Origin of the sequence: uncultured Parabacteroides sp. (assembly GCF_902493135.1) — a bacterium.
Taxonomy (GTDB): Bacteria; Bacteroidota; Bacteroidia; order Bacteroidales; family Tannerellaceae; genus Parabacteroides.
This window is the reverse complement of the sequence record NZ_CABUOD010000025.1, coordinates 13,434-33,466: the sequence shown is the minus strand read 5'-3', so window position 1 is coordinate 33,466 and position 20,033 is coordinate 13,434. Positions and strand designations below refer to the sequence as shown.

General features: G+C 49.0%; 17 protein-coding genes. 6 read left to right on the top strand and 11 right to left on the bottom strand.

All coding sequences use genetic code 11. The features are described from left to right. Positions 1 to 51 precede the first annotated feature (51 nt). From RDN79_RS12160 to RDN79_RS12120, 9 genes are all read right to left on the bottom strand, one after another. Positions 52 to 1,335 carry an O-acetylhomoserine aminocarboxypropyltransferase/cysteine synthase family protein gene (locus RDN79_RS12160; protein ID WP_298549628.1) on the bottom strand — a complete coding sequence of 428 codons (1,284 nt, stop codon included), beginning with the start codon at positions 1,333 to 1,335 and terminating at the stop codon, positions 52 to 54. 63 nt (positions 1,336 to 1,398) lie between these two features. Further along, a complete protein-coding gene (locus RDN79_RS12155) occupies positions 1,399 to 2,727 on the bottom strand; it encodes an MATE family efflux transporter (RefSeq protein WP_298549626.1) in 1,329 nt (442 codons plus the stop codon). An 88-nt stretch (positions 2,728 to 2,815) separates the two neighbouring features. Continuing rightward, positions 2,816 to 4,558 carry a TonB-dependent receptor gene (locus RDN79_RS12150; RefSeq protein WP_298549683.1) on the bottom strand — a complete coding sequence of 581 codons (1,743 nt, stop codon included), beginning with the start codon at positions 4,556 to 4,558 and terminating at the stop codon, positions 2,816 to 2,818. A gap of 9 nt (positions 4,559 to 4,567) precedes the next feature. Beyond that, positions 4,568 to 7,567, bottom strand: a complete 3,000-nt coding sequence (locus tag RDN79_RS12145) for a tetratricopeptide repeat protein (protein ID WP_298549624.1) — start codon at positions 7,565 to 7,567, stop codon at positions 4,568 to 4,570. 80 nt (positions 7,568 to 7,647) lie between these two features. Then, a complete protein-coding gene (locus RDN79_RS12140) occupies positions 7,648 to 8,163 on the bottom strand; it encodes an NUDIX domain-containing protein (RefSeq protein ID WP_298549623.1) in 516 nt (171 codons plus the stop codon). Between the two features lie 103 nt (positions 8,164 to 8,266). Continuing rightward, positions 8,267 to 9,229 (bottom strand): ROK family protein, encoded by a 963-nt coding sequence (locus RDN79_RS12135; RefSeq protein ID WP_298549622.1) that lies wholly within the window; start codon positions 9,227 to 9,229, stop codon positions 8,267 to 8,269. A 119-nt stretch (positions 9,230 to 9,348) separates the two neighbouring features. After that, complete coding sequence (locus RDN79_RS12130) at positions 9,349 to 9,726, bottom strand: VOC family protein (RefSeq protein WP_298549621.1); 378 nt, start codon at positions 9,724 to 9,726, stop codon at positions 9,349 to 9,351. Between the two features lie 41 nt (positions 9,727 to 9,767). Beyond that, positions 9,768 to 10,490: an MBL fold metallo-hydrolase gene (locus RDN79_RS12125; protein WP_298549620.1), complete on the bottom strand. Its 723-nt coding sequence runs from the start codon at positions 10,488 to 10,490 to the stop codon at positions 9,768 to 9,770. A 79-nt stretch (positions 10,491 to 10,569) separates the two neighbouring features. Next, a complete protein-coding gene (locus RDN79_RS12120; protein WP_298549619.1) occupies positions 10,570 to 10,959 on the bottom strand; it encodes a helix-turn-helix domain-containing protein in 390 nt (129 codons plus the stop codon). Positions 10,960 to 11,157: 198 nt separating this feature from the next. Between RDN79_RS12120 and RDN79_RS12115 the strand changes: the two genes are divergently transcribed. Beyond that, complete coding sequence (locus RDN79_RS12115) at positions 11,158 to 11,571, top strand: hypothetical protein (protein WP_298549617.1); 414 nt, start codon at positions 11,158 to 11,160, stop codon at positions 11,569 to 11,571. 292 nt (positions 11,572 to 11,863) lie between these two features. Here RDN79_RS12115 and RDN79_RS12110 read toward each other — a convergent pair whose 3' ends face one another. Next, the gene (locus RDN79_RS12110; RefSeq protein WP_186930084.1) at positions 11,864 to 12,253 is read right to left on the bottom strand and encodes a helix-turn-helix domain-containing protein; all 390 of its coding nucleotides are present in this window, start codon (positions 12,251 to 12,253) and stop codon (positions 11,864 to 11,866) included. Positions 12,254 to 12,435: 182 nt separating this feature from the next. Beyond that, positions 12,436 to 13,617: a formate-dependent phosphoribosylglycinamide formyltransferase gene (gene purT / locus RDN79_RS12105; protein WP_298549616.1), complete on the bottom strand. Its 1,182-nt coding sequence runs from the start codon at positions 13,615 to 13,617 to the stop codon at positions 12,436 to 12,438. A 421-nt stretch (positions 13,618 to 14,038) separates the two neighbouring features. On the opposite strand from purT, the gene RDN79_RS12100 reads away from it, so the two are divergent. From RDN79_RS12100 to RDN79_RS12080, 5 genes are all read left to right on the top strand, one after another. Then, positions 14,039 to 14,722 (top strand): ABC transporter ATP-binding protein, encoded by a 684-nt coding sequence (locus tag RDN79_RS12100; RefSeq protein ID WP_298549681.1) that lies wholly within the window; start codon positions 14,039 to 14,041, stop codon positions 14,720 to 14,722. Further along, entirely contained in the window at positions 14,715 to 15,980 is a 1,266-nt protein-coding gene (locus tag RDN79_RS12095) for an ABC transporter permease (protein WP_298549614.1), read from the top strand. The genes RDN79_RS12100 and RDN79_RS12095 overlap by 8 nt, the downstream gene beginning before the upstream one ends. A 111-nt stretch (positions 15,981 to 16,091) precedes the next feature. Next, a complete protein-coding gene (locus RDN79_RS12090; protein ID WP_298549613.1) occupies positions 16,092 to 17,354 on the top strand; it encodes an ABC transporter permease in 1,263 nt (420 codons plus the stop codon). A gap of 46 nt (positions 17,355 to 17,400) precedes the next feature. Further along, positions 17,401 to 18,522, top strand: a complete 1,122-nt coding sequence (locus tag RDN79_RS12085) for an efflux RND transporter periplasmic adaptor subunit (protein WP_298549612.1) — start codon at positions 17,401 to 17,403, stop codon at positions 18,520 to 18,522. Positions 18,523 to 18,536: 14 nt separating this feature from the next. After that, positions 18,537 to 19,889 (top strand): TolC family protein, encoded by a 1,353-nt coding sequence (locus tag RDN79_RS12080; protein WP_374044514.1) that lies wholly within the window; start codon positions 18,537 to 18,539, stop codon positions 19,887 to 19,889. Positions 19,890 to 20,033 lie beyond the last annotated feature (144 nt).

Genomic DNA, 20,033 nt, shown 5'->3' with positions numbered 1-20,033 from the left:
TATTTTCGATGCGGCTACGGCAAAATGAGCCGGTTGGCGGTGATTTATCCGTTACTTTTCTTTCAACGCCTGCTCGATATCCGCAATAATGTCGCCTGCATTTTCGATGCCGACAGACAAGCGGATCAGGTCGGGAGCTACGCCTGCTTCGATCAGCTGTTCGTCCGTCAACTGGCGGTGCGTATGGCTGGCAGGGTGGAGGACGCAGGTACGGGCATCGGCTACGTGGGTCACGATGCAGATCATCTTCAGGTTATCCATAAAGCGGATCGCATCTTCACGGGATCCTTTCAGGCCGAAAGCGATTACGCCGCAAGTCCCGCCCGGCATATATTTCCGGGCCAGTTCATAATACTTATTGCTCTTCAAGCCGGGGAAGTTCACCCAGGCGACCTGCTCGTTTGCTTCGAGCCATTCGGCAACCTGCTGGGCGTTCTTGCAATGTTGCGGCATACGCAGGTGCAAGGTTTCAAGCCCTAAATTCAAGAGGAAGGCGTTCATCGGAGCCTGGATAGAACCCAGGTCGCGCATCAACTGTGCCGTTGCCTTTGTCATATAAGCCATCTTGCCGAAAGCCTTTGTATAGGTCAGGCCGTGATACGATTCGTCCGGAGTGGTCAGGCCGGGGAATTTGTCGGCATGCGCGTCCCAGTCGAAGTTGCCGCTGTCCACGACCGCACCGCCTACGCTTGTCGCATGACCGTCCATGTACTTGGTTGTTGAATGCGTCACGATATCGGCTCCCCATTCGAACGGGCGGCAGTTGATCGGCGTCGCGAATGTGTTATCCACGATCAGAGGCACGCCATGACTGTGGGCGATACGGGCAAACTTCTCGATATCGAGTACGCTCATGCCCGGATTGGACAAGGTTTCGCCGAACAAAGCCTTTGTGTTCGGACGGAAAGCGGCCGATATTTCTTCTTCCGAAGCATCCGGATCGACGAATGTCACTTCGATGCCCAACTTCTTCATCGTCACGCCAAACAGGTTGAACGTCCCGCCGTAGATCGTGGACGAGCAGACCATATGGTCGCCGGCCTGGCAGATATTGAATACGGCATAGAAATTGGCTGCCTGACCGGAGGAAGTCAGCATCGCGCCTACGCCCCCTTCCAAAGCGGCGATCTTGGCTGCGACAGCATCGTTTGTCGGGTTTTGCAGGCGGGTGTAGAAATATCCGCTCTCTTCCAGGTCGAACAGCTTGGCCATCTGTTCGCTGGTGTCATACTTGAATGTCGTACTCTGATAGATGGGCAGGACGCGCGGTTCTCCCTTTTTCGGTTGCCAGCCTCCCTGCACGCAGAGGGTTTCCGGCTTTAATGAATTGTTCATTATGATAATGTTTTACTATGTATTTGTTATTATCCGGCAAAAATAAGGAATAGTTTGTTTGTATCACAATATCTTCTTCTGTAAAATACGGAACCAGACGAATGCAACGATTCCTTTCAGCATACTGGAGATACTGATCGCCCACCAGACGCCGGCCACGCCCAGCCCCATTGCCGTCAGTCCGATCGCCATCGGGATGCGCAGGCTGTTGAACGTGATGCTGATGATGGCGGGCGGAATCGTACGGCCTGTACCGTAGAACAATCCCTGCATCGTTATCTCCAACATCATGAACAGCATCGAGTAGCCGTCGATGCGGAGGAAAACGCCTCCTGCCTCATAAGCCTCTTTTTCGGGTATGATCAACGAGAACACTTCGCTGCCGAAGAACACGAAAAGCAGTGTGCAGAAAACTCCGAACAGGGCCGTCATTTTCAGTGTCGTATGGTAGGCGCCTAAGACACGTTCTTTTTTCCGGGCGGCATAGTTCTGCGCCACAAACGTGCTTAGAGCCGTGCTGAATCCTTGCGAGGTGTTCCAGGCGATCGCTTCGATCTGTCCGCCGGCCGTCATCGTCATCAGCCCGATATGCCCCCCATAGGTGGATGCCGTGCGGGCCATCATCAGGTTGATAACGGCAAACAGGCTGTTCAGCAATGCTACGGGAAGTCCTAACTGGAAGATCCGTTTGCTATAGCGTCTTTTCAACCGGACGAGGAACGGGAATCCTCCGAACAGCCGGTTTTTCTTTTTCAGATAGTAGATAAAAATGGCCAGCACAGTCGCTTCCGACAGCCAGGTCGCACAGGCCGCCCCGTTCGTCCCCATCCCGAATCCGAATATAAACAGCGGGTCGAGCACCATATTCATAATCAATCCGCTGCCGCTGACATAGAACGGGATTTTGCTTAATCCCGCCGCATTATAAATTCCTGTGCAGGCAGCCGACAGGAAAATGAGCGGAAATCCTGTCGCCACAATCCTGAGATAAGACACTGCTTGGGTGGAAATCTCCGTGTCGAGCTTGAAGAAACCGATGACGGGATGTGCCAGGACGAACAGCAACAAGCCCCAGCAGATGGAGAGTATCAAGGCAATCGTCAGGTTATGGGAAGCAAAAGCACGCGCTTCTTCTTCCTCACGGGCTCCGATGCTTTGTCCTACGCTGACTTCCGAACCTACTTTATTCAGATAGGAGATCGAAGTCGTCATCCAGGTCAGGATCCCGACTGCCCCGATAGCGGCTACCGCTTCGCTGCCCAGACGTCCCACCCAGGCCATGTCGGTGATGCTGTAGGCCATTTGGATAAAAGAGGTTCCCATGATGGGAAGCGCCAAGTTGAACAGTTGCTTTTTTATAGGCCCTTCCGTCAGATTTTTTGTCCCTTGCATATTCATTTGTTTTATCGGGGACAAAGATACGATAAATAAAAACAGCCTGTCGCGAGGGCGGCAGGCTGTTCAATTGAAAAAAGTAGTATCAGAAATTGATGTTCACTCCGATCATCGCGCTGAAACTCTGCAGCGGATAGCCGTAGTAGAGTTCGTATTTCTGGAACAGGACGTTGTTCAGCTTCAGATACAGCCCGAAAGTGTCGTTCAGGGTGTAAGTCCCGGTCAGGTTGAGTTCGTTGATGTTTTTCATCTTTTCACCCTCCGGTTTCCCTAAGAAAGTCTTGCGCCCGGTTGCTAAATAATAATCCAAGGAAGCGGTAATCTGGCTGATCGGGCGGACGGTGACACCGGCTGTCAATTCCATTTCGGGTTTGCCGTAAGCATCTCCGATATCATCGACGTTCCAATTATTGTAAACGCCTTTCAGGTTGATGTCGAATAATTGCTGGTAACTATATTTCAGATTGACACCGCCGAACGCATGTTTCGCGTTTGCTTGCAAAGCCAGACTGGTGTTGGCAAAAGAACCATCTTTCTCTGCAATGGTCGGGACGAAGAAAACTTCATCGTTCGTGATCTTATAACCGCCGAATACATCGAACCAGAAACCGGGAGCGATACCGCTTCTGATGCCGACCGTTCCATCCAGGTAGTTACGGGAAGGAAGCAGCTCCATCGTCGGGTTGATATAGCGGTTGACCTGCGAAATATCGTACATGCTGTTTGAGTAGAGCTTGCCGCCGGCAACAAGGTAAAGCTCGGTTTTATCGGCAACTTCCACGTCAGCCGTAATATTCGGGGAAGCCATAAATTTGCTGTTGTCACCGGTCACGAACATGATGTTCGCACCTAACTTCAAATTCCAGTTGTCTCCCGATACCTTGTAATAAGGCGAAAGGGTTGCTTCGGCATGGTTTTCAAATTCCAGATATTCCTGTCCGCCCATTGTCGGCAAGCTGTAATTGAAGTATTCCACGTTACCCCCTAATCCGATGCGTTGCTCACCGCCGAAACGGGCGTTCAAATCGAACTTGACATCGAACGTATGTTCCGTAGGCCCGTCCTGTTCCTTGCTTAACGCGTATTTATGGGAGAAGTTGGTATAGCCGAGATCAAGCAGATAGCCGACAGGAGCGTCTTCTTTCGATTCGACTCCGATCTTTGCCTGGATAGCCTGGTTTACCTGATTGGTCTCACGGTCGAAATTGTGCATTCTCATTTCTATCAGTCCATCTGTATCTAAGTAAGGCAATCCGTAGTAGTTGAACGCAGAGTATCCGTATTTGATCCCCATATCCAGCGACAGCTTTTCAAACGCATGTTTGAAGTTGAGGCCACCTAAGTTGTCGTTCAATTTGGCCTTAACCTTTTTGAAGTCCGTATCGATATATTTCACCTTCCCGTTCGTCGAACGATGGGAGAACCAGATGTTCAGCTTGTCCTTGTCCGTGCTCAGGATATGGTAACCCAAGTCGCCGTTCAGGTTCAGATACGTGCCGCCGCCGAAGTTGAAATAACCGCGGCGTTTGTTGTACTGGATATCCGTCATGATATTGCCTGAAGGCAGGAGGCTGATCTCCTTCTCCGGATCGGCCGGGACGGTGAAAGTCGCATAGTCGATCGGCATCTTCTTGACAACCGGTTCTTTGATGACCGGAAGCGTGTTCACTTTGCTGGCGTCCTGCACGGTCGGGTCATATTCGCGTTCGAGCGTCATTTCCCGGTTCAGGTCTTTTTCCTTCGTTTTGTCTTCCTGTGCGCTGACGGTTGCGACGCTCCCCAACAGGGCCATCACACACAATGCTTTGATGTTGTATATTGTCTTCATCACTTCTTCTTAGTTCTTAAGTTTACCCAATCTATTTTCTATCATACCGGCGATATCGTCATCCCCCTTATAATTGTTCTGCAGGCTGGTGAGGTACTGGCGAGCCTGGAAGTCGTCACCTTGGCGGATATAGACATCGGCCAGCAGGATAAATCCGCGAGCCAGCCAGTATTGGTGAGGCGTACCGTTCTCGATGAAGTTCATCAGCACCTTTTCGGCATTCTTGTCATCGTTGGTGTCGTAATACAGTTGGGCCAACAGATATTTGGCTTCCGCGCCGTGTACCGTACGGGTGTCTTTGCTCAACTCTTTCAGGTCGGCAAGCGCCTTGTTCGCCTGTTTCTGGTCGATATAGGCTTTAGCGCGTACGTAACGGGCTTCGGCTTCCAGTTCGGGAGACAGCTTCGGTTCTTTCAGCAACTCGTCTGCCGCCAAGAGGGCCTCCTTCTGCTGTCCCGTCTGCAAGGCGCAACGCATGATTCCTAAACGGGCGGCCTGTTTGTTCTCCGGATTCTCGGCTACGATCTGCAAGCGTTTGAAGCTTTCCAATGCTGCCGGGTAATCTTTACCCAGGTATTCGATTTCGGCCGTGCGGGCAACCGATTCTTCGAGGAACTTGGTGTCGCCACTGGCAATGACCGATTTGAACCGTTGGATGGCTTCGTCGAACTCTTTCTTGGCGAAAGCGATGCTACCTAAGTAGAAGTTGGCATTCGAACTGAACGCTCCTTCGGGGAATGTTTGCAGGTAGCCCGCCAGACTGCGGCGAGCACCGTCGTTATCACCGCGCATGAAGAGTTTTTCGGCCGCGATATAGGTCAGCGAATCCTGTTCGCCCACTTCCAGACGGATGTTGCCGCCTATGGAGTTCACGTAGTTGGCATAAGCATTGATATCGTTGAGGTCGATATAGACGGATTTCAAATCCTGCAAAGCGATTTTGGCCTCTTCGCTGCCCGGATAATTGCTGATCACCTGCTTGTAGGCGGCGAGCGCCTTTTCCGGTTGGTTGTCATTGTAATAAAGCAGACCGAGCTGGATGCCGGCTTTACGTGCCAGGCTGCTCTGAGGAAATTCGCGGATCAGCTTTTCGAACGCCTGTGCGGCGGAAGAGCTGTTTTCGAGCAAGACATAGGAACGCCCTTTCTCGAACAACGCATCGTCTACATATTGCGATTCCGGATATTCGCTGATCAGGCGGTCCATTGCGCTGATCTTGCCTCTGTAGTCTTTCTGCAACCCTAACAGGAATCCCTTCTGGTAGATCGAGTAATCGCCTGCGGAAGGAGACAACTGCGCTGCGCGTGAATAGTTTTCTTCGGCCAGGCTGAACTGGCGGTTCTGATACAGGCAGTCGCCGATACGGTTATAAGCGTCTGCCAGAGAAGCGGCCTGTCGGTTACTTTCCAGGTCGGCATACTGGCGGAAGCGGTTCAGGGCCGCACTGTAGTCCCGCAGTTTGAAATAGCTGTAACCCAAGTTATAATAAGCCAGGGCATACATGTCCGTATTGCGTTGGCGCGTATTGTTCAGATAGGTGCGATAGTCCGATATCGCGTTTTCATATTCTCCCATGCGGTAGTACGACTCGCCACGCCAGAAATAAGCGTCGTTGCGAGCTTCCATATTATAGGAACCGAGCTGGATTGCCTGGCTGAACAGGCTGACGGCTTCGTTGAGCTTGACATTGGCAAAGGCCTGTGTCCCGAGTTGGAAAAGGATGTCCTGTTTGGCTTCCAGTATCTTGGTGCTCGGATGTTTGATCTTGTTGATCGATTTCAGGGCGGCTTCGTAGTTCTTGGTGGTCAGGTAGACTTCGACCAGGTAGTCGTTCACCTTGTCCGCATATTGCGAATTGGGGAAGTCGTTCAGGAAATCTTCGAAGATCGTCACCGACTCGCCGAATCCCGTAAAGGCTGTTTCGTGGATCAGCAATGCGTAGTTGTACATGGCGACTTCCTTTATCTGCTTGTCGAAAGAAGAGGTGGCGGCTGCCTCGAATGCCATGCGGGCATTGTTTTTGTCGCCTAACTTCAGGTAAGACTGTCCGAGGTAGAGATAGGCGTTCTGCGTCAGCTCGTCGTTCTGGCGAACGGTCCGGCTCAGGGCGTTGACCGCACTGCTGTAATTCCCTTTATTGAAGTAGCATACACCTAAGATGTACAAATCGCTGCGGAGCGGATTTTCCGTAGATGAAACATATTTGCTCAACATCCGGATCGCTTTCTCCTGGTCGCCCAAATGGTAATATGAATCACCGACAATCCGGTACATCTCGCTGTTGTTTTTGCTATCGGGATAGAGGGAGAGAAGTTCTTCACCTTCTTTCACCACCTTTTCGTATTTGCTCTGGATAAAATAAATCTGTGCGATGTAATATTGCGACTGTTCGCGGTATTTCGGGCTCTCTTTCAGGCGGGAGAACTCGATCAGGGCATTGTTGTAATTTCCCATCGCATAGTCGATGTAGGCGACATAATAGGTTGAGGCTTCCTTGTATTTGTCTCCGATCTGTTCGATCCGTGCGAAGTAGCCGCGGGCCTTTTCCATATCGCCGGTCTGCAACAGCGAATAAGCCAGGCGGAAAGAATAAGCCTCCTGCTGTTCGGGACTCAATACGTCGATGTCGGCTTCGTTGAACCAGAAGATCGCTTTTTCATATTCTCCGCGTTCGAAATGCACGGAACCGATCATATAATCGATCTCGTCGCTATGGCGGGAAGCCGGATATTCTTCCAGATAGTCCTTTAGCAACTCGTCTGCATTGGGACGTCCCTGTTCATAAGCGGCATAGACCAGCATATAGTCTGCCTCCTGGATCAGGTCGGCATCCGTGGAATGCTGCTTGTAAGCCTCCAACTTGTCGATGCAACCGGCATAATTTTTTAAACTAAACAACTCTTTTCCTTCTACAAATAGGCGATCCGGTGCATCAAACTGGTACGACCGTTGCCCGTATGCGACATGACTCCCTACCACTATGCACAGTGGAATAAGTATTCTTTTCATCACTCCTTAGCTTTTATGATACAGATATATGTAAATATAACTGTATATGTTGGTTCTAAGTTGCAAATATAAGAAATATATTACTTTATATAGCGCCCTACTGCTTTTTTGATAGATTGCAATCCGAAATCGTCCGGATTTAGTTGGTTAGCTGGCAGGATAATGATCTCGGCGGCATCGTCTTCCGCTTTGGCTCCGTTGAAGGATACGGCGAGGCATTCGAAAAACATATCGACGGTGTGGACATCGAAACCGCAATAAGGATAGATGTTGGGAATGGAGAAAAGGTAACGGCAATCCGTCAATTCAAGGCCGGTTTCTTCCTTTACTTCCCTGTGGGCGGCTTCTTCGGCCGATTCATGCATGTCGACAAAACCGCCGGGCAGGTCGAGCGTCCCTTTGGCCGGTTCTTTGGCACGGCGTACCAATAATAATTCTCCTTTGGGATTACGGATAAAGCAGGCTACGGCGGCGGAAGGATTGAAGTAATAGACGAAGCCGCAAGTGGTGCATTGTTTCGCTTTCTCGTTGCGCTCCACAAATGTCCTGGCTCCGCATTTCGGACAATACGTAAATTGATGTAAAGGATGGGACATGATATTTTATATTTAATAGTCAGGCACGGATTACACGGATTTCACTGTTCTAACAAACCGTGTAATCCGCGAAATCCGTGCCTGAAATAGCTTTGTGTCTTTATTATTTCACTTCCCAGCCCAGTGCGCTTGCGCCCAATACGGCGGCATCGCTTTCTTTCAATTGGGAGAACAACAGTTTTGTCTTGCCTTCGAACACTTTCAACATGTTCTTTTCCATTGAACGTTTGATCGGATTCATGATCAGATCGCCGGATTTGGTCAGGCCACCGAACAGGATGATCGCTTCAGGACTTGAGAATGCAACGAAATCAGCGAATGCTTCACCTAAGATATTACCCGTGAATTCGAAGATTTCCAAAGCCAGCTTGTCGTTCTTCATGGCTGCGTCATACACATCTTTTGATGTGATTTCGTCCGGATCCAGTTCGCGAAGCAAGCTGTCGTCCTTGCGGATTTCCAGGAATTCGCGTGCTGTACGGGCAACACCTGTAGCAGAAGCATATGCTTCGAGGCAACCTTGGCGACCGCAACCGCAAGGACGTCCGTTGTTACGACGCATGATCACGTGACCCAGTTCGCCTGCAAATCCGTCGTGCCCGTAAACCAGATTGCCGCCGATTACGATACCGCTGCCGACACCGGTTCCCAGTGTGATCACGATAAAGTCTTTCATACCGCGTGCAGCGCCGTACGTCATCTCACCGATAGCAGCCGCATTCGCATCGTTTGTCAATGCTACGGGCACGCCATCCAGCTTTTCACTGATCAGTTGGGCCAAAGGAATTTTACCTTTCCAGGGAAGGTTCGGAGCAAATTCGATACAACCGTTAAAGAAATTCCCGTTAGGAGCTCCCACGCCTATACCTTTTATTTTGTCCACGCCACCGGCCTGGTCGATCACTAATTTCAAACCATTGGCAAGTTCGCTGACATAATCGTCGACGTCAGTGTACTTTCCGGTTTTAATTGAACTACTGTACAAGATTGTTCCTCTTGCATCTACTACGCCAAAAACAGTATTGGTACCACCTATATCGATACCTACTACATAAGGCTTCTCCATGATTTTATATTTTAGATTAATAATGCTTTTCTGGAAAGCAAATATAAGAGGAATCTGGTAAGGCGCAATGATTTTATTCAAAAAAAACCGAAATAGGCGTGAATATGTTACCCGATATGTTATTTAGCAGGTAAAATCTCGATCCAATAATCGTCCGGGTCATTGATGAAGTACAATCCCATCTCGTTATTTTCGAAACAGATATACCCGAGTTCACGGTGATATTCGCGTACCTCATCGTAATTGCCGGCTACACGGAAACAGAGATGACTTTCATTGTCTCCCAATTCGTATGCTTCTTTCCGGTCGCGCAGCCAGGTCAGTTCCAGCAGGAACCCTGTCTCGTTGTCTGTCAGGTAAACCAGAATGAATGAACCGTCTGCCGCTTCCTTGCGGTGATGCTCTTTCAAGCCAAGCGCTTTTCCATAAAACGCAATACTTCTGTCCAGATCCAGGACATTGATATTAAAATGATCAAATCTGCTCTTTATCTCCATCCCTCTTTATTTTTTAATTTTTAATTCTTAATTTTTAATTCTTAAATCTCCGTCCCTTCCCCCGGAACAGAAATCAACACGTACCGGCAACCGCGCGACTCAGCGTAAGGCCCGAAAGCCGCCGCCTCGGCCGGGTGATCCCAGAAATGCATCGGCACAAAGATATTGGTTTTGATGCGGTCTACAAACTGTTGTGCACCGCGCATGAAATCGGTCCCGATACGCGGATCGACCGGGAACATGGCGACATCCAGTTTGTCGGTAACCTTTACCAGGTCGTCCAATTCTTTCAGATAATTCTTTTCCGCTTCTGCGACTTCCTCTGGGGTCGATTCGTCTTTCCAGTGCCAGTTGTTCAGGTCGCCGGCATGGAAAAGGCGTTTCCCTTCGGCTTCGATCAGGAAGGATATGCCGGAGTCCGTCGATCCGAATGCCTCGATCCGCAGGTTATGATCCTCGTAGGTATCTCCTTTCTTGAGATAGATCGCGTCTTCTTTCTTTGCCCGGTTCCTTTTCAAAATATCTTTGCCGAAAAGATAGACGATATCTTTTTTGTATGCTTTCCACTTCAAAACCTCCGGATTGAAATGATCCGGATGGAAATGGGAGGCCAATACATATAATGTACCCGCGCGATTCAACAGTTCCTCATGCACGAATCCCTTCTCCGGCGACTTACCCGTGTCTTTGTAATAATCGATCAAAATGGCAAATCCGTCTGCCTCGATCGCAAAACCGCTATGATAGATATATGTCAGTCTCATTTCTATTATCCTTTCTTTTTATAAACAAAACACGGAAGGCGGCATTCTTGTTGTGCAAAAGTTTTATCTATGGCCCATGCTATTTCTGATCCTGTATTGTTTCCTGCAGAATGGCGACTTTCTCTTGTTCCGATTTTAACAGGCGCTCGTAAAGCTCGATGACTTTTTCCAAAGGATTGATATTGGTTACATAACCAGAAACATAAGCATTATCTTTCCACGTGCCGGAAAAAATATTAATGGAAGTTCCGTCATCCATTTCTGTAATAGCTTCCACTGGAATATCTAATGCTTTAGCAATTTTCTCTAATATTTCAGGTTCCAGTTTGTCTTTTTTCTCGTATCCGGAAAGGGTCGCTTGTGACACGCCGATCTTTTCAGCCAATACATCCTGATTGATGTTTCGCCATTCCCGCCAACGTTTTACGTTTGCACCATGATTGCTCCTTCTTGCTGCTGTTGTTTCCATAAGACTTTATTATTTAAATTTCTTTGGAACAAAAATAAGCAATAATATCCGATTACTGATTATTCTGTAGACAAATATCAAGACAAAGCATTTGCTGATATTATTATGGCGCATTCTGATATTTTATTAATCGAACTGATAGGTGGCATTGCTTTTATTTCAATTCTTTGCATATGAAACTCAAATTAAATATATATTATGGCTCATACATCATTGTTATTTGTTTCGGAAGGTGAATGTGCAGAACAACTTTGTTCCGCCTTCAAAGTAATCGGTCTTTCTTTGGATAAGCTTCCTCCGTTATTTGAAAATAAAGAAGTTTGTATTATGGAATATCTTTGTAAGAGGGAGAAGAACAGTGCTGTTGAAATTCGTTTTAGGAACGCTACGCTCAGTTGTTTGTTTGATGGAAACACTTTGTGTGATAGTTCGTATTTATTTTTAGACGATCAGAAGGACTTGAAAGATTATATCGAATATTGTAACCGGACGTATGCTTATAATTATTTAATGAGCGCCTGGGTCACGGAGAAACTTTGTCTGCAAGTCAAATATGACGATGGCGATTATTTTTTTATCGCCTCATCTGCATCAGCGTTGTGCCGAAGCTGAAATTTGCACAAAGGACCGGTCAGTGAAAGTATGTACAAAGAAGGTGTCAAAATATAAAATAGAACGCAGATGACACAGATTCAACAGATAACCGCAGATTTTTATTTTATTGATTTACTATAATCAATCTGTGTGAATCTGTCTCATCTGTGTTCTAATATACAGATTAATGACACACCCCCAAACATGAGATAAAAATAATATGGATGATAAATCGAGACATCTGATAGAGCAACCGTTACCTGTATTACCGGCTGTTGGAAACAGTGAAATCGGGTGAGATCATCCGTCGCTATTTCTGATCCTGTATTACTTCCTGTAGAATGGCGACTTTCTCTTGCTCCGATTTTAACAGGCGCTCGTAAAGCTCGGCTATTTTGTCTATTGGATTAAAAGTCGGATAGTAGTTTACTCCGGATGCGTGATCGTTGAATGTGCTTGAAATAATATTAATGGCCGTATCGGAGTCCATTTCTGTAATGGCCTCTTCCGGAATATTTAATGCATCACAAATCTTCTTTAATATTTCAGGTTCCAATTTGTCTCTTTTTTCATATCCGGAAAGAGCCGCTTGTGACACGCCGATCTTTTCAGCCAATACATCCTGATTGATGTTTCGCCATTCCCGCCAACGTTTTACGTTTGCACCATGATTGCTCCTTCTTACTGCTGTTGTTTCCATAAGACTTTATTATTTTAGTTTCTTTGAAGCAAAAATAAGCAATAATATCCGATTACTGATTATTCCACAGAGAAATATCAAGACATGGCATTTGCTGATATTATCAAAGCCCATTATAACGATGGCGATGATGTCTCTATCGCTTCACCTGCATCGGTGTCGGGTTAAAACCGCCTTGAATATTATAACTTTATCTCCAACCGCTCCATCATCACCCCGGTTTTCCGGCGTGCATCGGCCACATCCAGTCCGCGAGCCAGCAGCACGGCCATACGGCGATGTCCGTGGACTTCCGGTTTGCCGAAGAAGCGCATTTGGGTGTCCGGCTGTTCCAGTACCTTATCGAGGTTGCCTAACGCGAGTCGGTTGCTGTCCCCTTCGACCACGACGGCACGCGAAGCGCCTGCACCGTGGAAGGCGATGTTCGGGATCGGCAAGCCCAATACGGCACGGGCATGCAAGGCGAACTGCGAAAGATCCTGCGTGATCATCGTGACCATTCCCGTGTCGTGCGGACGGGGAGAGACTTCGCTGAAAATGACATCTTCGCCCTTGACAAACAATTCGACCCCGAAGATACCGCGGCCGCCAAGCGCCTCCGTGATCTTGCCTGCGATCTCGCGTGCCTTTTCTTTGGCAACCGGACTCATCGCCTGCGGCTGCCAGGATTCGCGATAGTCGCCGTCGACCTGTACGTGTCCGACCGGTTCCAGGAATGATGTGCCTCCGATATGACGGACAGTCAACTGGGTGATTTCGTAATCGAAATCGACAAACCCCTCGACGATCACCTTCCCGGCACCGGCACGTCCGCCTTCCTGCGCATACTGCCACGAGCGGTCGATGTCTTCCTCTTTGCGGATGACGCTCTGTCCGTGTCCGCTCGAACTCATGATCGGCTTGACGACACACGGCATCCCGATCGCTTTGACGGCCTCGATAAACTCTTCTTCCGTCTCGGCAAAGCGATAAGGAGAGGTCGGCAAACCCAATTCCTCGGCAGCCAGACGGCGGATGCCTTCGCGGTTCATCGTCAGCCAGGTGGCACGGGCGGTCGGGATGACATGGAATCCTTCTTTTTCCAGCTCCATCAACGTCCGGGTCGCAATGGCCTCCACTTCGGGAACGATATAATCCGGCTTTTCTTTTTCTACAATCTCGCGCAAGGCATCTCCGTCCAACATCGATACGACATACGAACGGTGGGCGACCTGCATGGCCGGAGCATCTGCATATTTGTCCAAAGCGATCACTTCCACTCCGTAACGTTGCAATTCGATTACAAACTCTTTGCCTAATTCGCCGGAACCGCAGAGCAAAACCTTCGTTGCGGTAGCCGACTTCGGTGTTCCTATTGTTACCATATTTGTCGAATGTATTATATTTTCTTTGTTTGCAGGCGCAAAGGTACAGGAATATTGGCAATTGACAAATGGTTCCCGATGGGGGATTTCCGAATAGATGCAAGTGTAATTTGTTTTCGGCATTGTCGAGAATATAATTGAGGTTGTCAAGAATATACACGACATTGTCGAAAACATATACGGTATTGCAGAGAATAAAATAGATGCAAGTCTGATCAAACTTCCGTGCAGATGTAAAGATCGTTTTCTGCAAAGGAATATAAACTTTTGTGAGGTTAATTTGGGTTAAATATAAGTACCTTGTGATACAAGGTATTTTGGTAAAGCATATATTTGTGGCAGTTAATGACAAAATATTTTACTATTTGTGTAACGATTTGGCAAAATGTTCGTCTAATAGATAAAAGCAACAATAAATATGATGATTCATCTGGAAGGAATTAACAAAACGTATTTCAACGGTGCGCCGTTGCACGTTTTGAAAGGCATAGACTTGGACATAGAGAAGGGAGAGATGGTCTCTATTATGGGTGCGTCGGGATCGGGAAAATCCACATTATTGAATATTTTGGGAATACTGGATACATACGATACGGGCACTTATACCCTGAACGGGCAGTTGATCCGCAATCTGAGCGAAACACGCGCGGCGGAACTGCGTAACCGCATGATCGGATTCATCTTCCAGTCCTTTAACTTGATTTCATTCAAAAATGCGATGGAGAACGTGGCGTTGCCCCTCTACTATCAAGGCATAGGCCGTAAGAAGCGCAACGCTATGGCGCTGGAGTATTTAGACATGGTCGGGTTGAAAGACTGGGCGGAACACATGCCGAACGAAATGTCCGGCGGACAGAAGCAGCGTGTCGCCATTGCCCGTGCCCTGATTGCCAAGCCGCAGGTGATCCTGGCGGATGAACCGACCGGAGCGTTGGACAGCAAGACGACGGTCGAGGTGATGGAACTGCTCCGCAATGTGAACCTCGAAGGGCTGACGATGGTGATCGTGACGCACGAACCTTCCGTGGCCGAGGCGACCGACCGTATTATCCGCGTGAAGGACGGTCTGATAGAAACAATAGAAAAAGGATTGGGACATGTTTGACTTTGATAATTTCCGAGAAATATGGAGTACGATCCAAAAGAATAAACTCCGTACCTTCCTGACCGGCTTCTCCGTGGCATGGGGGATCTTCATGTTGATTGTCCTCTTGGGGGCAGGCAACGGGATGAAGAACGGGATCATGTCGAACTTCCGCAATTTCAGCCTGAACCGGGTGGAGACATGGCCGCGCTACACGAGCAAGCCGTATAAGGGGATGCAGATGAACCGCAGGATCGAATACAAGGATGAAGACCTGATCGCCATCCCGCGTGAAAATCCCGAAGTAGACTTGATTACGGCAAGTATCAGCCGGAGCGATACGCTTTCCTACGGAGACGAATATAACGCCTATTCCCTGAACGGCGTGCATCCGTCGAAGGCGGTGATCGACAATATCGAAATGACGGTCGGGAACGGCCGTTTTATCAATGATATAGATGTGAAGGAAAAAAGAAAGGTGATTGTCCTGAGCCCCCGCATGAAAGAAGTGCTTTTCAAAGGGGCGGACCCGCTGGGCAAATATGTGAATGCCGGAAGTGTCGCCTACCAGGTAATCGGCGTCTATAAGGCGGAGGACAACGACAACAATGCGCCCGCCTATATCCCTTTCAGCACGGCGCAGACCTTGTATAACGCCGGCTACGGGCTGGACGAGATCGTCTTTACGGTGAAAGGTATTTCCACACAGGAAGAATTTGACGCTTTCGAGAAGCGTTTCCGCCAGCAGATGGGAATGCGGCATAAGTTCGATCCCGAAGACCTGCGGGCGATCGGTATGTGGAGCACGCTCGAAAATTTCATGATGTTGAACGGGATGATGAACGGTATCGCCCTCTTTATCTGGGTGATCGGTATCGGGACACTGACTGCCGGCATTGTCGGCGTGAGCAACATCATGCTGATAACGGTACGTGAGCGGACGAGGGAGTTCGGCATCCGGAAGGCGATAGGGGCGACTCCGTTCTCCATCCTGAAACTGATCATTGTCGAATCGATCCTGATCACGGCGGTATTCGGTTATTTGGGCATGATCTTAGGTATCGGGCTGACGGAAGGAATCAATTCGGTCATGGAGATGATGAATGCCGGAAAGGATGTTTCGCAGGATGACATGAGCATCTTCCTGAACCCGACGGTGAACCTCAGTGTGGCGCTGTCCGCTACGGCCCTGATCATCGGGGCAGGCGTGCTGGCCGGCTATTTCCCTGCCCGCAAGGCGGTCAAGATCACGGCGATCGAGGCCATGCGCAATGAATGAAAAATTGAGAATTGAAAATTAAAAAATGATGGTGGCAGTCGCAATTTTAGTATTTAATTCTCAATGTATTATTTTTCAACTTTCAATTTCTAATTTTTAATTTGAAAAAAGATGTTTGATATAGATCGTTGGGTGGAGATATGGGTGACGATCACCCGTAATAAAACCCGTAGCCTGCTGACCGGCTTCGGAGTGTTCTGGGGCATCCTGATGCTCGTGATCCTGTTGGGCTCCGGCAACGGGTTTAAGAATGGCGTGTTGAAGAACGTCGACGGTTTTTCGACGAACTCTGCCTTCTTCTTTTCCGAACGGACGGGCGAGCCCTATAAGGGGTATAAGAAAGGACGCTACTGGCAGATGCGCAACCGTGACTTGGAGACGATCCGCCAGCGTGTGAAAGGCGTACGTTTTCTTTCGCCGATGATCATGCAATGGGGCGGACAGAACAATGTGGTGAGAGGACAGAAAGCGGGTACGTATAACGTGCGTGGCGTCTATTCCGAATATTTCAATATCGAAACGCAGCATATCCTGGCGGGACGTCTGTTGAATGAAATCGACATGATCGAAAAGCGTAAGGTGTGCCTGATCGGTAATATCGTGCGCGAAGTCCTTTTTGCTCCGGATGAAGATCCGATCGGGCAGTACATACGGGTGAACGGCATCTATTACCAGGTAGTGGGTGTGATCAAGCCGAAGCCGCGTGCCCAGATCGGCGGGCGTACGGAAGAGAGCGTGATGATCCCGTTCAAGACGCTCCAGCAGGCTTCCAACCAGGGAGATAAGTTCTGGTTCCTCTGTGCGACGGCCGACGACGGTTACTCTTGTGACAAGATGGTGGAAGACATAAAGACGGTCCTGCGTTCGCAGAACGAGATTTCCCCGACGGACGAACATGCCATCAGCAGCTTTACGATAGCCAAGCAGTTCGAAACATTCAACATGCTGTTCACCGGTATCAATATTCTGGTCTGGCTGGTCGGTATCGGCACTCTGCTGGCCGGCATCATCGGGGTGAGTAATATTATGATGGTGACGGTGCGGGAGCGGACACGCGAGATCGGGGTGCGTCGTGCGATCGGCGCGAAGCCTTTCGATATTATTTCGCAGATCATGAGCGAGAGCCTGCTGCTGACCTCCCTTGCCGGGTTGATCGGGCTTAGCGCAGGGGTGTTCCTGCTCGATGTGGTGAACAATGCGATGGCAAGTGGCGGAGCTTCGTCTAACGAAACGTTCTTCTCCAATCCCGAAATCCATATCGGGACAGCGGTCTCCGCTACCGTAATCCTGCTGTTCAGCGGTCTCCTCGCCGGGTTGATTCCCGCCTGGCGTGCAATGCAGATCAAAGCGATCGACGCGATCAGGGAAGAATAGGGATAATTGAAAATAGAGAATTGAAAATTAAAAATTAGATATAGTTATGAAGAATCGTATCGTAAAAAAAGTCCTGCGGATCATCTTTTTGGTATTAGTGGGAGCTGCTGTTGTCGGCACTTTCTATTTCTTATGGAAGAAAGCGCAACCCGTCATTACCGTCTATGAGTTGGTTACTCCTGCACGTGACACGATTGAGACGAAGACCGTGGCGACCGGAAAGGTCGAACCCCGCGACGAAGTCCTTATCAAACCGCAGATGTCGGGGATTATCTCCGAATTGTTGAAAGAAGCCGGACAGATGGTGAAAGAAGGGGAGATCATTGCCCGTATCAAGGTCATCCCCGAAATGGTTCAGTTGAACAGCGCCGAATCGCGTGTCCGGGTGGCGAAGATCAGCCTCGAACAGATCAGCGCCACGTTCAAACGGGATGAAGAATTGCACAAGCAGGGGGTTATCTCCAAAGAAGACTATGAGACTTCTCTTGCCAACTATAAGAAGGCGCAGGAGGAGGCTGAGAATGCTCAGGATGCTCTTGAGATCATCCGCGAAGGTATCTCCAAACGGTCTGCCGCTTCCAGTACGACACAGGTCCGTTCCACGATCACCGGCATGATCCTGGATGTGCCTATCAAGGTCGGTAACTCGGTGATCCAGTCGAACACGTTCAACGACGGTACGACGATCGCGACCGTTGCCGATATGAACAATATGATCTTTAAGGGGAAAGTGGACGAGACGGAAGTCGGCCGTATCCACGAAGGGATGCCGATCAAACTGACGGTCGGCGCTATGGAAAGCCGCACGTTCGATGCCGAACTGGAGTATGTGGCTCCTAAGGGAGTGGAAGAGAACGGAGCCGTCCTGTTTGAGGTGAAGGCGGCCGTACACATGCCCGGCGATGCCTTTATCCGTGCCGGCTACAGTGCCAATGCCGAGATCGTGTTGAAGCGTGCGGAGAATGTTTTGTCCGTGCCGGAAAGCTGCGTCGAGTTTAGCGGCGATTCGACCTTCGTGCAGGTGGTAAAAGCGGAAAAGCCGGAACAGAAGTTTGAAAAGCGTGCCGTTAAGGTAGGCTTGTCCGATGGAATCAAGATCGAGATCAAGGAAGGCCTGTCCGAAAACGAAAAGGTACGCGGGGCGATTGTCGATCCGAATAAGAAATAATTGTAAACAGTAAAATGATGAGACACCAATTAATAATCGCTACGACTTTGTTTCTTTCCGGTTCTTTGGCTTGGGGGCAGGAACCCGCCAGACAATGGTCCCTGGAAGAATGTATCCGCTATGCAATCGAGCATAACATCGAGCTGAAGCAGAGGGAGCAGGACCAGGAAAGCCGGAAAGTGGAATTGAACACCAGCAAATTCAGTTGGTTGCCCGACCTGAATGCCAATGTCGGACAGAACTTCGATTTCGGACGCTCTCCTTCCAAATCGGGGGTGATTGTGGATCAGAACTCGGCCAATACCTCGGCGTCCGTCTCTTTGAGTATGCCGATATTCGACGGTTTGCGTATTCCGAACGATATCGCTGCCCGCAAGCTGGACTTGAAAGCGGCTGTCGAAACGTTGAATAAAGCGAAGGAAGACTTGTCGATCAATGTCGCTTCCTACTATTTGCAGGTTTTGTATAATAAGGAAGTCCAGAAGATTGCCGAGTTGCAGGTCGCGCTGAGTAATGAACAGGTCGTGAAAACCGAAGCATTGGTAAAGAACGGGAAAGTTCCCCTTTCCCAGTTATACGATATGAAAGCGCAGCTGGCGAAGGACGAAGTCTCGCTGACCGAAGCACGCAACAATGTGAAACTGGCATTGCTCGACCTGACGCAAAGCCTCGAACTGGAGCGCGACGGCGAGAATTTCGACATCGTGGTCCCTCAATTCGAAGATGCCGTCGAACGCTATATGAGCAGCATCCTCCCTCCGGACAATGTCTATGACCATGCCGTCGCCTTCAAGCCGCAGATCAAGGAGCAGGAATATCTCTTGGAAAGCCAGAAGAAGATGCTGAAAGTGGCGCAGTCCGGTTACTATCCGAAACTGAATTTCGGCGCCAGCTACAGCAACGGCTATTACCATTATTCCGGCGATGGCGACTATACGAACCTGGCTTTTAACGACCAGTTGAAGAATAACGGGCGTAAGACGATCGGCTTCAGCCTGAGCATCCCTTTGTTCAACCGTTTCCAGGTTCGCAACAGTGTCCGCTCCGCCCGTATCAATATCCGCAACCGCGAGTTGATGATGGAGAATACGAAGAAAGTGTTGTATAAGGAAATCCAGCAAGCCTATTACAATGCGACCGCCGCCCAGGATAAATATACCGCATCCGACAAATCGGTCATAGCCAGCAAAGAAGCTTTCTCTTATGCCGAAGACCGTTATGCCGCCGGCAAGAGCACCGTTTTCGAGTATAGCGAGGCCAAGACGAAGTACGCCCAGAGCTTGTCCGAGCAGGCACAATCCAAGTATGACTTCATCTTCCGTACCAAAATCCTGGACTTCTATAACGGCACACCAATAACACTATAACATATTTAAGTTAGACACATTTGTTTAAGAAAAAGAAGGTCTCTGTGATGGAAACCTTCTTTTTGTTCTTATATTTGTCCGATAGATTATGATTTACAATTCAAGGACCATGAAAGTATAATCGTTTAATGGAAAGGATCTACT

Excerpts from the sequence above, each read along its gene's own strand:
- RDN79_RS12155 (WP_298549626.1), bottom strand. The coding sequence starts at position 2,727 with ATGCAAGGGACAAAAAATCTGACGGAAGGGCCTATAAAAAAGCAACTG.
- RDN79_RS12145 (WP_298549624.1), bottom strand. The coding sequence starts at position 7,567 with ATGAAAAGAATACTTATTCCACTGTGCATAGTGGTAGGGAGTCATGTC.
- RDN79_RS12150 (WP_298549683.1), bottom strand. The coding sequence starts at position 4,558 with ATGAAGACAATATACAACATCAAAGCATTGTGTGTGATGGCCCTGTTG.
- RDN79_RS12160 (WP_298549628.1), bottom strand. The coding sequence starts at position 1,335 with ATGAACAATTCATTAAAGCCGGAAACCCTCTGCGTGCAGGGAGGCTGG.
- RDN79_RS12080 (WP_374044514.1), top strand. The coding sequence starts at position 18,537 with ATGATGAGACACCAATTAATAATCGCTACGACTTTGTTTCTTTCCGGT.
- RDN79_RS12100 (WP_298549681.1), top strand. The coding sequence starts at position 14,039 with ATGATTCATCTGGAAGGAATTAACAAAACGTATTTCAACGGTGCGCCG.
- RDN79_RS12115 (WP_298549617.1), top strand. The coding sequence starts at position 11,158 with ATGGCTCATACATCATTGTTATTTGTTTCGGAAGGTGAATGTGCAGAA.
- RDN79_RS12095 (WP_298549614.1), top strand. The coding sequence starts at position 14,715 with ATGTTTGACTTTGATAATTTCCGAGAAATATGGAGTACGATCCAAAAG.
- RDN79_RS12135 (WP_298549622.1), bottom strand. The coding sequence starts at position 9,229 with ATGGAGAAGCCTTATGTAGTAGGTATCGATATAGGTGGTACCAATACT.
- RDN79_RS12085 (WP_298549612.1), top strand. The coding sequence starts at position 17,401 with ATGAAGAATCGTATCGTAAAAAAAGTCCTGCGGATCATCTTTTTGGTA.
- RDN79_RS12140 (WP_298549623.1), bottom strand. The coding sequence starts at position 8,163 with ATGTCCCATCCTTTACATCAATTTACGTATTGTCCGAAATGCGGAGCC.
- RDN79_RS12125 (WP_298549620.1), bottom strand. The coding sequence starts at position 10,490 with ATGAGACTGACATATATCTATCATAGCGGTTTTGCGATCGAGGCAGAC.
- RDN79_RS12120 (WP_298549619.1), bottom strand. The coding sequence starts at position 10,959 with ATGGAAACAACAGCAGCAAGAAGGAGCAATCATGGTGCAAACGTAAAA.
- purT (WP_298549616.1), bottom strand. The coding sequence starts at position 13,617 with ATGGTAACAATAGGAACACCGAAGTCGGCTACCGCAACGAAGGTTTTG.
- RDN79_RS12130 (WP_298549621.1), bottom strand. The coding sequence starts at position 9,726 with ATGGAGATAAAGAGCAGATTTGATCATTTTAATATCAATGTCCTGGAT.
- RDN79_RS12110 (WP_186930084.1), bottom strand. The coding sequence starts at position 12,253 with ATGGAAACAACAGCAGTAAGAAGGAGCAATCATGGTGCAAACGTAAAA.
- RDN79_RS12090 (WP_298549613.1), top strand. The coding sequence starts at position 16,092 with ATGTTTGATATAGATCGTTGGGTGGAGATATGGGTGACGATCACCCGT.